The sequence below is a fragment of the Azospirillum doebereinerae genome, from assembly GCF_003989665.1.
Taxonomy (GTDB): Bacteria; Pseudomonadota; Alphaproteobacteria; order Azospirillales; family Azospirillaceae; genus Azospirillum; species Azospirillum doebereinerae.
Window position 1 is genome coordinate 47221 of the sequence record NZ_RZIJ01000033.1, and the last position, 14949, is coordinate 62169.

At 69.6% G+C, this 14949-nt stretch carries 5 protein-coding genes; 4 read left to right on the forward strand and 1 reads right to left on the reverse strand.

Annotated features, from left to right (window positions below):
- Window positions 1-4: 4 nt before the first annotated feature.
- The 4 genes from EJ913_RS27695 to EJ913_RS27710 all read left to right on the forward strand — a co-directional run bounded on the left by EJ913_RS27695 (window position 5) and on the right by EJ913_RS27710 (window position 3656).
- Window positions 5-1054, forward strand: a complete 1050-nt coding sequence (locus EJ913_RS27695; protein ID WP_127004043.1) for an ABC transporter ATP-binding protein — start codon at window positions 5-7, stop codon at window positions 1052-1054.
- Entirely contained in the window at window positions 1051-1980 is a 930-nt protein-coding gene (locus tag EJ913_RS27700) for an ABC transporter permease (protein WP_127004045.1), read from the forward strand. Before EJ913_RS27695 ends, EJ913_RS27700 begins: the two co-directional genes overlap by 4 nt.
- Window positions 1977-2777: an ABC transporter permease gene (locus EJ913_RS27705; RefSeq protein WP_127004047.1), complete on the forward strand. Its 801-nt coding sequence runs from the start codon at window positions 1977-1979 to the stop codon at window positions 2775-2777. Before EJ913_RS27700 ends, EJ913_RS27705 begins: the two co-directional genes overlap by 4 nt.
- A 366-nt stretch (window positions 2778-3143) precedes the next feature.
- Window positions 3144-3656 carry a MarR family transcriptional regulator gene (locus EJ913_RS27710; RefSeq protein ID WP_238520212.1) on the forward strand — a complete coding sequence of 171 codons (513 nt, stop codon included), beginning with the start codon at window positions 3144-3146 and terminating at the stop codon, window positions 3654-3656.
- 56 nt (window positions 3657-3712) lie between these two features.
- Here the strand turns inward: EJ913_RS27710 and EJ913_RS27715 are convergent, their stop codons facing one another.
- A complete protein-coding gene (locus tag EJ913_RS27715) occupies window positions 3713-14935 on the reverse strand; it encodes a beta strand repeat-containing protein (protein WP_244939519.1) in 11223 nt (3740 codons plus the stop codon).
- Window positions 14936-14949: the final 14 nt, after the last annotated feature.

Consider the following 14949-nt stretch of genomic DNA (forward strand, 5'->3'; position numbering starts at 1 on the left):
CGGTATGTCCTATCTGGTTCTCGACCGACTGACCAAACGCTTCACCTCCTGGACCGCCGTGGACGATCTGTCGCTCACCGTGGAGAAGGGGGAGCTGATCTCGCTGCTGGGGCCGTCGGGCTGCGGCAAGACCACCACCTTGCAGATGATCGCCGGCTTCCTCGACCCCAACGCCGGCCGCATCACGCTGGACGGCCAGGATCTGCTGGCCAAGAAGCCGAACGAGCGCGGCCTCGGCATCGTGTTCCAGAGCTACGCCCTGTTCCCCCACATGACCGCCGCCGAGAACGTCGCCTTCGGGCTGGAAATGCGCGGCACCAGCCGCGTCGACCGCGACCGCATGGTCGCCAACACCCTCAAGCTGGTCGGGCTGGACAGCTACGGCGACCGCTACCCCCGCCGCATGTCGGGCGGCCAGCAGCAGCGCGTCGCTCTGGCCCGCGCGCTGGTCATCAAGCCCCATCTGCTGCTGCTCGACGAGCCGCTCTCCAATCTGGACGCCAAGATGCGCGAGGAGATGCAGATCGAGCTGCGCCGCATCCAGCGCAGCGTCGGCACCACCATGATCCTCGTCACCCACGACCAGTCGGAGGCGATGGCCCTGTCCGACCGCGTCGTCGTGATGAACAAGGGCCGCATCCAGCAGGTCGCCACCCCGCAGGAGGCCTACGACCGCCCGGCCAACGCCTTCGTCGCGAATTTCCTCGGCCGCACCAACCTGCTGCCGGGCACCGTCGAGCACGACCAGAACGGCACCAGCATCGCCGTGGCCGACGCGCGCTGGCCGGTGATCCAGGCGGTGCCGCCGGGTCCGGGCGCGCTGGCCGTCCGCCCGGAGAAGATCAGTTTCGTCGCCGAGGCCGGGCTGTCCGGAATCGTGCAGGCCCGCGTCTTCCAGGGCACCCAATGGCTGTTCGAGGTCGAGACCGCCGCCGGCCGCATGATGGTGATCCGCCAGCACGACGGCGGCGTCCTGCCCAACGAGCGCGAGCGCGTGATGGTCGGCTGGAGACCGGAGGACATGGCGGTGATGCCCGCCCAGGAGGCGGCATGACCATGGCCGCCTCCACCGACGCCGCCACCCCCGCCGTCCCGACCGTCGCACCGGCTCCCGAACGGGTTGGGGAGCGCTGGTCCTGGGCGCCCTATCTGCTGAGCCTTCCCGGCCTCGCCCTGTTCGCGGTGCTGCTGCTGGTGCCGCTGGCGATGACGGCGTTGCTGTCGCTCAACAGCTTCAGCTTCTACGGCGGCATCCAGGACGTCTGGCGTTTCGACAACTATCTGGAAATCCTCGCCGACAGCTATTTCCACGAGGTCTTCCTGCGCACCTTCCGCATCGCCGCGCTGGTGACGCTGCTCTGCGCCCTGCTCGGCGCGCCGCAGGCCTACATCCTGCGGCGGATGACGCCGGCTTGGCGCAGCCTGTGCCTGCTGATCGTGCTGGGGCCGCTGCTGATCTCGGTGGTGTCGCGGACGCTGGGCTGGGCCCTGCTGCTGGGCTCCACCGGGCTGCTGAACCAGGCCCTGATGAACCTGGGGCTGGTATCGGAACCCATCGAGTTCATGTACACCGAGACCGGCGTCGTCATCGCGCTGACCCATGTGCTGGTGCCCTTCATGGTGCTGTCGGTCTGGGCCTCGCTGCAACGGCTGGATCCGCAGGTCGAGAACGCCGCCCTGTCGCTGGGCGCCGGGCCGTCCACCGTGCTGCGCCGCATCGTGCTGCCGCAGATCGTGCCGGGCATCCTGTCGGGGTCGATCATCGTCTTCGCCCTGGCGGCGAGCGCCTTCGCCACCCCGGCGATCATCGGCGGGCGGCGGCTGAAGGTGGCGGCGACTCTCGCCTACGACGAGTTCCTGAACACGCTGAACTGGCCGCTGGGCGCCACGGTGGCGATCCTGCTGCTGCTCGCCAACATCGTCATCATCGTCGGCTGCAACCGGCTGGTCGAACGGCGCTACAAACAGGTGTTCGAATGAACCGCAACGGACCGCTCGCGCTGATCTTCAACGCGCTGTTCCTGGCGTTCCTGCTGGCGCCGATCGTGGTGGTCTGCGCCGTCGCCTTCACCCCCGACGGTTATCTGTCGATGCCGACCAAGGGGCTGTCGCTGCGCTGGTTCCGGGCCATCGGCGACAACCCGGAATTCGTCCGCGCCTTCAAGGACAGCCTGATGCTGGGGGTGGCGTCCTCGACCATCGCCATCGTCATCGCGGTGCCGGCGGCGCTCGCCATCGCCCGCCACCAGTTCTTCGGGCGCGAGGCGATCCAGGCGCTGTTCCTCTCGCCGCTGATGGTGCCGCACATCGTGCTGGGCATCGCCTTCCTGCGCTTCTTCACACAGATCGGGCTCGGCGGCACCTTCACCGGTCTGGTGCTGAGCCACGTCGTCATCATCCTGCCCTTCGCGCTGCGTCTGATCCTGGCGGCGTCGACCGGCATGGACCGCTCCATCGAGAACGCGGCGGCCTCGCTGGGGGCGTCGGCCTGGACCAGTTTCCGCCGGGTGACGCTGCCGCTGATCCTGCCCGGTGTGGCGAGCGGCTGGGTGCTGGCCTTCATCAACAGCTTCGACGAGGTGACGATGACCGTCTTCATCGCCTCGCCGGAGACCACCACCCTGCCCGTCCGCCTGTTCCTCTACATCCAGGACAACATCGACCCGCTGGTGGCGGCGGTGTCGGCCCTGCTGATTTTCATGACGGTCGGAGCCATGCTGGTGCTCGACCGCGTCTACGGGCTGGAGCGCCTGCTGGTCGGACGCGGGCGCGACTGAGTTACGTCGAGCGAAGGAAGGGTTTGGTTAACCAAAAGGAGAGGTCCGCAAACCGCAAGGGAAAGCGGCCTTTTCCTTCGCTTGCGACGATGGGCTGCTGATCATCCAGCGTTCAGCGTTGGTCAATCGTTTGGCACGTCCACCCGCTCTTTCAACCCTAATGCGCAACAGACACGGCAAGTTCTACGAAAAGGGATGTTTTCACAACTGAATATCCGATTTCTCCAAAGACTCTCTCTTCCCCTTCTGAAATGGCGCCGCTAGAGTCGAACCGGAAAAGGCCGGGCCGGCCGGTCCGGTGATTTTTCCCAGGGGAAATAAGGTTCCGGCGGCCGATGGTTCCGGCGCGGGTGTTTGGAGGGTGGCGTGTCGGAGGGTTTGGAAGCGTCCGGGGATGGGGCGGCGGGCGACGACGTGGTCAACCTGTTGGACCATGTGAGCCGGCTCGTCTACGGAATCGGCTTCGCCGAGGGTTTGTTTCCGGCCCAATGGGTGGCCCTGCGCTACTTCCACGACTCCGATGAATCGGCGCGGACGCTGACCGCGCTGGCCCGCTTCCAACGCATCCATCTGGCCCCGGTGTCCCGCACCGTCGCGACGCTGGTCGACAAGGGGCTGCTGTCCCGCCGCCCGCATCCCGGCTTCAAGCGCGGCTGGCTGTTCGACCTGACCGACGACGGCCGGGCTCTGCTGGACAGGGATCCCCTCCGCCAACTGCTGGGGCCGCCCGTTGCCGGCATGACGGAGAGCGAGCAGGCCGTGCTGGCCACCCTGATGAAGCGCATCGTCACCCACATGCAGGACCGCAGCCCGGCTCCCCCGGACGCCGTCCCCGCCCCCGTTCCGCCAGCGGCTGCGCTCAACCTTCCGATAGCCTGACGCGAAGAAGCGGGCGGGGAAACGCCGGAGGCGTTCCCCATCCGCCTTCCGCGCCGTCAGAAGGTCAGACGCTCGACGTTCTGCAACACCAGCTCATGCCCGTTCTGGTCATGCAGCGTCCCCGACCACTCCGTGTGGAAGGTGATGCCGTGGCCCGACGGATCCTGCGTGAAGCTGTGCGGGTCGAGCTGGTCGAGCCACGTCGTGCTCCCCCCGCTGAAGTTGTTCATCTGCACCACGTCGGTCCAGCCGGCTCCGCCGTCGATGGTCATGTTGCCGGTGAGCGGCGCGAAGATGAACAGGTCGTCTCCGGCCCCGCCCGCCATGGAGGTCGTCGCGCTGCCGGCGTGGAGGATGTCCGAACCGGACGTCCCGGTCAGCGTCGCGTCGCTCGACACCAGCACCTGGACGGCGAGCGGGTCGCTGCTCGCCCCCTGCTGGTCGGTCACCGTTACCTCCAACGTCCGCGAACCATCGCCGCCCGGAGACAGGGCCAGATGGTGCAGGATGTCGGTGTAGACCGCCGTCGAGGCCTCGCCCTGGAGCGACATCTGGTGGGTCGTGTCGTTCCAAGAGACCACGATGCCGGTTCCGGACACGGTCTTGGTGCCGGTGCCGGGATCGGTGTCGATGGCGAGCGTGTCGAGATTCAGCCGATCGCCGGTCTGCGACCCGCTGGCGATGCGGATCGTCATGCCCGACATGATCGGGCTGTCCACGTCCTGGATCGTGGCGTCGCCGGCCACCGGAGCGTTGACCGCGCTGTCGGCGAGGACGGTCGCGTTGTGCGCGGCGGTCAGGGTCGGCGCGTCGTCGACCGGGTCGACGGTCACGGTCAGCGTCTCCGAGGTCATGGCCGTGCTCACCCCGTCATGCGCGGTCGCCGTGACCGACAGGGTGATCGTGCCGTGCATGTCGGCCGGCGGGGTGATCGTCAGGCCGGTCAGTTGCGCGGCGGTCAGGCTCCAGCTGCCGTCGGCGTTGCGCGTCCCGTGGTTCAGGCTGGCGCCGTCGGGCAGCGCGCCGATGGTCACCGACACCGTTTCCCAGCCGTTCACGTCGGTCGGCAGGGCGGTGATGGACAGCGCGATCGCGGTGTCCTCGTTGCCATGCGCCGCCGTGACCGTCAGGTCGGGCGTCTCGGCCGCCGGGGTGACCGTCACCGTCAGATGGCCGGTCGTCGAGACCGGCGCCGCCGTGCCGTCCCGGGTCGTCGCGGTGACGTCCAGGGTGAAGGCGCCGTTGACGTCCTGGGGCGGGGTGATCGTCAGTCCAGCCAACTGGCCGACGGCCAGGGTGATCGCGCCGTTGCTGATCGTCAGCGTGTCGTGCGCCCCGTTGTGGAGAACCGCGCCCGCCGGGATCCCCGAAAGGGTGACCGTCAGCGTCTCCGAGGCGTCGGCCTGCACCGGGGTGATGGTCAGCGGGATGGCGCTGTCCTCGGCGCCGCTCGCCGCCGCGACGGTGAGGCTGACCGGGTCGCTCACGGGAGTGACCGAGACCGCCAGCGTGCCGGTGGTGAACGCCTCGGCCGCCGTGCCGTCCTTCGACCCGGCCGTGACGGTCAGGGTGAAGGCGTCCTTGCTGTTGGCCGGCGGCGTGATCGTCAGGCCCGTCAACTGAGCCGGCGTCAGCACGGCCGAACCGTTGCTGATCGTCAGCGTGTCGCCCGCGCCGTTGTGCAGCACCGCGCCCGCCGGGATGCCCGACAGCGTGACGGTGGTCAGAGTCTCCGACCCGTCGGTGTCCAGCAGCGCCGGGGCGATGCGCAGGGCGATGGCGCTGTCCTCGTTGCCCGACGCCGGCTGGAGGGTCAGCGTCGGCGCGTCCGACACCGCGTTCACCGTCACCGCCAGCGTGCCGGTCGTTGTGACCGGCGCCGCCGAACCGTCCCTGGCCGTCGCCGTGACGCCCAGGGTGAAGTCGGCGTCGCTGTTGGCCGGCGGGGTGATCGTCAGACCGGTCAGCTGCGCCTGCGTCAGGGTGATCGCGCCGTTGCTGATTATCAGCGTGTCGCCCGCGCCGTTGTGAAGCACCGCGCCCGCCGGGATCCCCGACAGGACGACGCTCAGCGTCTCCGACCCGTCGGTGTCGCCCAGCGCCGCGTTCAGCACCAGCGGGATCGCCGTGTCCTCGTTGCCGACCGACGGCTGGATGTTCAGCGTCGGCGTGTCGGTCACGGCGTTCACCGTCACCGCCAGGGTCGAGACCCTGGTCGCCTCGGCCGCCGCGCCGTCCTTGGAGATGGCGGTCACGGTCAGGACGAAGTCGGCGTCGCTGTTGGCCGGCGGGGTGATCGTCAGACCGGCCCACTGCCCCGTGGTCAGGGTGACCGAGCCGTTGCTGACGGTCAGCGTGTCGCCCGCCGCGTTGTTCAGCACCGCGCCCATCGGAATGCCCGACAGGGTGACGCTCACCGTCTCCGACCCGTCGGTGTCGGTCTGGCCCGGCGTGACCGACAGGGCGATGGCGGTGTCCTCGTTGCCGCTGGCCGGCGCCGTGATCAGGGTCGGCGTGTCCGACACCGGGGCGACGCTGACCGGCATCGTGACGGTGGTGGTCGCGGTCTGCCCGTTCGACTCGGTGCTGACCGCCGTGACGGTCAGGGTGAAGTCGCCGCTGGCGTCGAGCGTCGGTGTCAGCGTCAGCCCGCTGAGTTGGTCCGGCGTCAGCGTCCAAGTGCCGTCGCCGTTGAGCGTGCCGGCCGACAGCACCGCCCAGGCCGGAACCCCGGCGATGGTGACGAGACCGAGATGCTCCGACCCGTCGGTGTCGAACAGGGCGACCGACACGTTCAGCGGAACGGCATGGTCTTCCGTCCCGCTGGCCGGAGCCACCGTCACGACGGGCTGGTCGGCGACCGGATCGACGCTGACCCGGAAGGCCTGGGTGGTGACGACCGAGACGCCGCTCGCCTGCTCGGTCGCGGTGGCGGTCAGCGTCAGGGTGAAGTCCTCGCCCGCGTTGGGCGGCGGCAGAAGTTTCAGCCCGGCCAGCTGCGCCGAGGTCAGCGTGACCGCCCCGTTGGACGGCGTCAGCGTGTGGCCGCCGGCATCGACCAGCAAGGCCCCGGCGGGCAGCCCCGACAGGACGACGGTCAGCGTTTCAGACCCGTCGGTGTCCACCAGCTGCGCGGTCAGGTCCAGCGCGATCAGCGTGTCCTCCCGGCCGGCCACGCTGGAGACGATGACGGTCGGGGCGTCGGTCACCGGGGCGACCGCGACGTGGAAGTCGACCGAGGTGCTGGCGGTGCTCTTGTTGGAGCTTTCCATGCTGTTGGCGGTCAGCGTCAGCGTCATGCCGCCCGACATGTTGCGCGGCGGGGTGACGGTCAGACCGGCCAGCTCGGACGGCTTCAGCGTCCAGGAGCCGTCGCCGTTGTTGGAGCCATGGTTCAGCACCGCGCCGGACGGCAGCCCGGACAGGATGATGGTCATGCTCTCCGAGCCGTCGGTGTCCACCAGCGCCGCGCTGAGCGTCAGCGGGATCGCCGTGTCCTCGTCGCCCGAGGCGGCGGCGGCGATGACGGTGGGGGCGTCGGCGACCGCCTTGAAGGTCACCGAGAAGGTCTGCGTCGTCCAGGCTTCGGCCGCCGTGCCGTCCTTCGACGCGGCGGTGACCGACAGGCTCACCGTGCCGGAGTAGTTGGCCGGCGGGCTGAGCGTCAGCGCCGCGCGCTCCGGCGCGGTCAGCGCCGACAGGTCGTAGACGCCGTTGCCGAGCGCCGTGCCGCCGGACAGGGTGAAGCCGGTGGGCACGGTCATCCGCACGGCGGTGATCACCTCCGGCGTGCCGATCATGTCGGTGACCGCGACGACGAGCCCAAGGGCGGCCGGCTGGTCCTCCAGCGCGACCGGGATGGTGGCGCCGATCGACGGCGCGTCGCTGACCGGAGCCACGTCGACCGTCAGGGTCTGCGTCGTGGTCGCGCGGTCGGCGTTGCTGGTCTCGCGCGCCACCGCCGTGACGCTCAGCTGGATGGCCCCGCTGACGTTGGCCGGCGGCGTGAAGGTCAGGCCGACGGCCTGGGCCGGGGTCAGCACCCAGCGGCCGGGCTGGGTCGGATCCTCGAAGCCCGCCGACAGCTTGGCGCCGGTCGGCACGCCGTCGATGACGATGGAGGCCAGAACCTCCGACCCGTCGGTGTCGGACAGGGCGGCCGAGATGCTCAGCGGAATGGCCGAGTCCTCGTTGCCGGTCGCGGTCTGCACCGTCAGATGGGGTGCGTCGGCGACGGCCGTCACCGTCACGGCCAATGGCAGGGTCGTCTGCGTGACGGTCGTGCCGGAGGTCACGACGACGCCCAGCGTGAAGTCGGCGTCGCTGTTGGCCGGCGGGGTGATGGTCAGCCCGGCCAGATGCGCCGGATCGACCGAGGCCGACCCGTTGGTCACCGTGACGACGGCGCCGGTGTGGTCGCGCAGCACCGCGCCGGACGGAATGCCGGTGAGGGTGACGGCCGACACGTTCTGCCAATCCGACAGCCCGCTGTCGAGGTTGAGCGTTACGGCGCTGTCCTCGGCCGTGGTGACGGCGGACGGCGTCTTGTAGCCGACCCCGGTGTCGCCGACCGGCGGCGGAGGAGGAGGCGGGGGTGGCGGAGGAGGCGGGGGGGGCGGCGGGCTGGTGCCGCCCCCGTTGCCCGGATCGGTCGGGGTGGTGCCCCCGCCGCCGCTCGTGCTTTGCGGCACGGTCCAACTGACGACGAAGCTGTCGGACACCGTGGCGTTGCGGTCGCCCTCGGTCTCGACGGTGAAGGGCCGGACGGTGAGCGTGACGCTTCCCTGGTCGTAGCTCTGGCCGTTGAGGGTGACCGTGCTGTGGGCGATGCCGGTCGCGCTGGCGTTCAAGACGGTCAGCTTGAGGCCGCCTTCGGCCAGGGCCGCCGTGTACTCCGTCGGGGACAGGGTCCAGGTGCCGTCGCCGTTGTCGATGCCGCGCGACAGCACCGTGCCCTTGGGCACGCCGTTGATGATGACGCCCAGCGATTCCGACCCGTCGGTGTCCTGGAGGTGGGCGTTCAGGTCCAGCACCATGTTGGTCGGCACGCCCGTCGTCGACTGGTCGTCGACGTGGTAGGCGACCAGCGCCCCGTCGGCGGCCTTCGACACCGCCGCGTCGGCGACGGCGGTGATCGTCACGGTCGGGGTGTAGGTCCGCGTCAGGCTGTCGGTCCCGTCGACCGCCGTCACCTTGACGGTGATCTGGAAGTCGTCGGCGTTGTGCTCGGCCACGTGCAGGAACAGGCCGCCGGTCTTGGCCGGATCGACCGACCAGCTGCCATCGCCGTTGTCGGTCAGCGCCCCGGCGATCGTGCTGGTCAGCGTCACCCCGGCCGGCAGGCCGGAAATCACGATGGCGGAGATGCGCTCCGATCCGTCGCTGTCGCCGGTGGCGGTGGAGATGCTCAGCGGGATGCCGCCGGGCGCGTCTTCCAGGGCATGAGCGGAGATCGAGACGGTCGGCTCGTCGGTCTTGGGATCGATGGTGACGGTCAGGTCGCGGGTCTGCACCAGCGTGCCGCGGTAGGTCACCCCGTTGACGACGAAGGGCGCGGCGCCGTTGCTGTCGGTGGTGATCACCTCGACCTTGAGGTTGACGGTGCCGGCGAAGTCCGCCTTGGTCGACAGCGTCAGCTCGTCGCGGTAGTCGACGTCGAGCGACCAGCGCCCGTTGCCCAGATAGACCAGTCCGCTCTCGTGCCCGGCGGCCAGCGACAGCGAGGCACCGTCGGGGATGTTGCTGATGACCAGCGACAGCCGCTCCGACCCGTCGGTGTCGGTCAGTTGCAGGTTGCCCAGGCCCAGGTTGACCGCGATGTCTTCCGTGCCGTGGGCGGTCAGCGCGCCGGACGGCGTCGCCACGTCTGCCACGCCCTGCACCTCGACATGGACGGTCACCGGGGCGGCGTCGGCGTGGGCGTTGTTGGCCCCCTCCGTCGCCCGCGCGGTGAAGGTCAGGTCGAAGCCGGTGTTGGAGTTGTGCGGCGGGGTGATCGTCAGCCCCTGGAGATCCGCCAGCGTCAGCACCCAGTTCCCGGTGCCGGCATCAAGCGTGCCGTGGTTGAGGGTCGCGCCGGACGGAACGCCGGAGACCAGGATGCTCAAGGTCTCCGACCCGTCGCGGTCGGCGAGCGCGGCGGTGACCGACAGGGCGATGGCCGTGTCCTCCGCGCCCACGGCGCTGCTCGCCGTCAGCAGCGGCGTGTCGGCCACCGGCACCACGGTCACCACGAAGGGCACCGGCGCCGAGGTGGCGGTGGTGGCGCCCTCGACCGAGGTGGCGGTGACGCTCAGCGTCACGGCGCCCGAATAGTCGGACGGCGGCGTCAGGGTCAGGCCGGTCAGCTGGCCCGGCGTCAGGGTCCAGCTTCCGTCAGCGTTGCGGGTGCCGGCCGACAGGCTCGCCCCCGCCGGCACGCCGGTGATGGTGACGTGGTCCAGCGTCTCGCCGGTCAGGTCGGACAGCACGGCGGTGACGGCCAGCGGAATGGCCGTGTCCTCGTTGCCCGACACCGCCTGGGCGGTGACGATGGGGGCGTCGGCCACGCCGGTCACGGTGATGGTCAGCGGCACCGCGTTCGACACGGCGGTCGACCCGTTCTCGGCCTCGCGCGAGGTCGTGGTGACGCTCAGCGTGATGGTGCCGGAGAAGTCGTGCGGCGGGGTGATCTTCAGCCCGCTCAACTGGGCGCGGGTCAGCGTCCAGACGGTGGTGCCGTCCGGCTGCGTCGTGAAGGTGCCGGCGCTCAGGCTCGCCCCGGCCGGGACGTTGGAAATGGTGATGGCGCTGATCGACTCCGAGCCGTCGGTGTCGGTCAGGGCCGGGGTGATCGACAACGCGACGGCGGTGTCTTCCGTCGTGGCGGCGGCGGCGGCGGTGACGGTCGGCTTGTCGGCCACCGCGTCGACGGTGATGACGCCGCTCGCGGTCTGAACGAGGCGGGACGTCGTGGCGCCGCTGCCGTCGACCGTGCCGACCTTCAGCGTGTAGTTCAGATCGACGTCGGAGTTGTGGCCGGTGACGACGGCCAGCCCCTGGATCTGCCACGTCCCGGCGGATCCGCTCACGGCGGAGAGCGCCGAGGTTGGGATGGTCCAGGAATAGTTGCCCGAGGCGTCGGGGCCGCTGCGCGTCAACTCGACCCCGTTCAGCGTCAGCTTGGCGCTGCCGGAATCCTGCTGCGAGGAGGGGATCAGCAGGGTGACGGTTTCCACCGCCTCGGGGCTGGCGGCGTCCACGTCGCTCAGCGTGATGGTCGGGGCGATGGCGATGCCGCCCGCCGCGTCCTCGTTGCCGCGCCCGTTCAGCGTGGTGATCTGGAACGCGTCGGCGACCGGCCGCACCGTGATGGTCTGCACGGCGGTGGAGGTACCGCCGTAGCTGTCCTTCACCGTGAAGGTGAAGCTGTCGGTGCCGCTGAAATCATGGTCCGGGGTGTAGGTGAAGCTGCCGTCGTCATGCACCACCAGCACGCCATGGTCCAGCCGCACGGGCTGGCCGTTGGTGCCCGGCCCCTTGTAGGTCAGGACGTCGTCGGTGCGGCCGTTGGCGATGTCCGGATCGGTCGCCGCCAGCTGCCCGTTCAGCACCGTGTCCTCGACCGCCGGGCTGTTCGCTGCCGTGGCGGTCGGCGGGTTCGGGTTGTAGTTCAGCAACGTGCGCACGTCGACCGGCTGGCCGTCGAGGTAGATTTCGAGCTTCTCGAAATCGACGACGCGGAGTCCGAGCGCGGCCAGCGTCGTGGCCGACGATGTGCTGGTGTCGGCGGTGGCCGCGTCGGTCTTCGCCGCCGCCGCCTCGATGCTGTCGCGCAGGGTCCGCAGATCGGCCAGGATGGCCGGGTTGGCGAGCTGCGCGCTGGTCAGCATGACGCGGAAGGTGTCGATGCCGGAATCGCCGTCCTGGAGTTCCGGGGCGGCGGCGGTGCCGCCCTCGCCCACCACGAAGATCGACAGGTCGTCGCCTGCCCCGCCGCTGACGGTGTCGGTACCGGCACCGGCGCTGATGGTGTCGTTGCCGGCCTCGCCACGCAGGATGTTGGCGCCGCCGTCGCCGGTGATGGTGTCGTCGAAGTTGGAGCCGGTGACGTTCTCCAGGTTGCGCAGGACGTCGTTGCCCTCGCCGGTGCCGACGCCGGTCGTCAGGTTGGCGTTCACCGCGCCGGTCGAGTCGATGTAGGTGACGGTGTCGTTGCCGTCGCCGCCGTCGATGGTGTCGTTGCCGGGACCGCCGGCCAGCAGGTCGTTGCCGGTCCCGCCGTCCAGGGAATCGTCGCCCAGCCCGCCGCGCAGCGTATCGTTGCCGGCGTCGCCGAAGATGGTGTCGTTGCCGGCACCGCCCTCCAGGCTGTCGTTGCCCTGGGGCGTGTTCGGGAAGGTGACGGTGAAGGTCTTGGGCGTGCTGACGGCGGTGCTGCCGTTCTCCTGCTCGACCGAGGTCGCGGTGACGGTCAGCGTGATCGGGTGGGCGTTGTCGCCCTCCTTCGCGGTCAGAGACAGGGATGCCAGCTGCGCCGGGGTCAGCGTGTAGGTGGTGGTGCCGTCCGCCTCCGTCACCATGGTGCCGGCGCTCAAGCTCACCCCGGCCGGAACGCCGGAGATCACCACCTTCTGGATCGATTCCGACCCGTCGATGTCCGACAGGGCCGCGTCGATGGCGCGGTTCGCGCCGGAATTCAGCAGGATGGTGAAGACGCCGGTGCCGTCGCCGTGGATCAGGTCGTCGCCGTCGCCGCCCAGGATGGTGTCATGGCCGGCACCGCCCGACAGCGTGTCGTTGCCGGCGGTGCCGGTGATGCTGTCGTTCTGGCCGACGCTCAGGTCGTAGACCACCTGCTTGACGATGGCGGTCGGGGCGTCGGCGACCGCGACGACGGTGACCGCCAGAGTCGTCGACACGTCGACCGCGCTGGCGGTGCCGTCCTTGGCGCGGGCGACGACCGTCAGGGTGAAATCCACGTCGCTGTCGTGCGGCGGGGTGATCTTCAGGCCCGCCAGCTGCGCCTTGGTCAGCGTGATCGTGCCGTTGGCGATGGTCAGCGTGCTGCCGGCGGTGTTGCTCAGCGTGGCGCCGGTGGGGATGCCGCTGATGATGATGCTCAGCGTTTCCGACCCGTCCGTGTCGGTCAACGCGGCGTCGATGGTCAGCGGGATGCCCGTGTCCTCGTTGCCGCTGGCCGCCGTGACGCTCAGCGTCGGGGTGTCGGTTACTGGATCGACCGTGACGAGCAGCGGCTTGGTGGTGGTCGCCGCCGTCGCGACACCGTCCTTGGAGATCGCCGTGACGCTCAACGTGAAGTCCACGTCGCTGTTCAGCGGTGGCGTGATCTTCAGGCCGACCAGTTGGTCCGGCGTCAGGGTGATCGACTTGTTGACGATGGTCAGCGTGTTGCCGGCCGCGTTGGTCAGGGTGGCGCCCACCGGGATGTTGCCGATGGTGACGGTCAACGTCTCAGACCCGTCCGTATCGGTCAGCGCCGGATTGATCGTCAGCGCGATCGCCGTGTCTTCATCGCCGCGCGCCGCCGACACCGTCAGCGTCGGCGCGTCGGACACCGGGTTGACCGTGACCGCCAGCGTCTCCGTCCGACTGACGGCGTCGGCCACCCCGTCCTTGGAGGTCGCGACCACCGTCAAGGTAAAGTCCACGTCGCTGTTCGACGGCGGCGTGATTTTCAGGCCGGTCAACTGCGCCTTGGTCAACGTGATCGAGCCGTTGCTGATGGTCAGCGGGTTGCCCGCCGTGTTGCTCAGGCTGGCGCCGGTGGGGATGCCGCTGATCGTGATCGTCAGCGTCTCCGACCCGTCCGTGTCGGTCAGCGCGGCGTTCACCGTCAGCGGGATCGCCGTGTCCTCGTTGCCCGTCGCCGCCGAGACGCTCAGCGTCGGCGCGTCCGTCACCGGATCGACCGTGACCAGCAGCGATGCGGTGGTGGTCGCCGCCGTCGCCGTCCCGTCCTTGGCGTTCGCCGTGACGCTCAGCGTGAAGTCCACGTCGCTGTTCAGCGGCGGCGTGATCTTCAAGCCGACAAGCTGCTCCGGCGTCAGGGTGATCGACTTGTTGACGATGGTCAGCGTGTTGCCGGCCGCGTTGGTCAGGGTGGCGCCCACCGGGATGTTGCCGATGGTGACGGTCAACGTCTCAGACCCGTCCGTATCGGTCAGCGCCGGATTGATCGTCAGCGCGATCGCCGTGTCTTCATCGCCGCGCGCCGCCGACACCGTCAGCGTCGGCGCGTCGGACACCGGATTGACCGTGACCGCCAGCGTCTCCGTCCGGCTGACCGCGTCGGCCACCCCATCCTTGGAGGTCGCGACCACCGTCAGCGTGAAGTCCACGTCGCCGTTCAGCGGCGGCGTGATCTTCAGACCCACCAGTTGCGCGGCGGTCAGCGTGACCGAACCGTTGGTGGCCGTCAACACGCCGCCATTGTTGGCAAGCAAGGCGCCGGTGGGGATGCCGCTGATGACGATGCTCAGCGTCTCCGACCCGTCCGTGTCGGTCAACGCGGCGTTCACCGTCAGCGGGATCGCCGTGTCCTCGTTGCCCGTCGCCGCCGTGACGCTCAGCGTCGGCGCGTCCGTTACCGGGTTCACCGTGACGACCACGGACTCGCTCACCGAGACCGGGGCTGCCACGCCGTCCTTGGCCGTCGCCGTCACCGTCAGCGTGAAGTCCACGTCGCTGTTGACCGGCGGCGTGATCTTCAGGCCGGCCAACTGCGCCGGGGTCAGGGTGATCGAGCCGTTGCTGATCGTCAGCGTGTTGCCGGCCGTGTTGCTCAGGCTGGCGCCGGACGGGATGCCGCTGAGCGTGACCGTCAGCGTCTCCGACCCGTCCGTGTCGGTCAGCGCCGGGCTGATCGTCAGCGGGATGCCCGTGTCCTCGTCGCCCGTCACCGCCGACACGACACTCAGCGTCGGCGTGTCGGTCACCGGGTTCACCGTCACCACCAGCGGAGCGGTGGTGGTCGCCGGGGTGGCTGTGCCGTCGGTGCTGGTCGCCGTGACCGTCAACGTGAAGTCCACGTCGCTGTTGGCCGGCGGAGTAATCTTCAAACCGGCCAGTTGAGCAGGATCCAGCGTGATCGAGCCGTTGACGACGGTCAGCACCCCACCATTGTTGGCGAGAACGGCGTCGGACGGGATGCCGCTGATCGTGACCGTCAGCGTCTCCGACCCGTCCGTGTCGGTCAGCGCCGGGCTGATCGTCAGCGGGATCGCCGTGTCCTCGTTCCCCGTCGCCGCCGACACCGTCAGCGTCGGCGTATCCGTCACCGGGTTCACCGTGA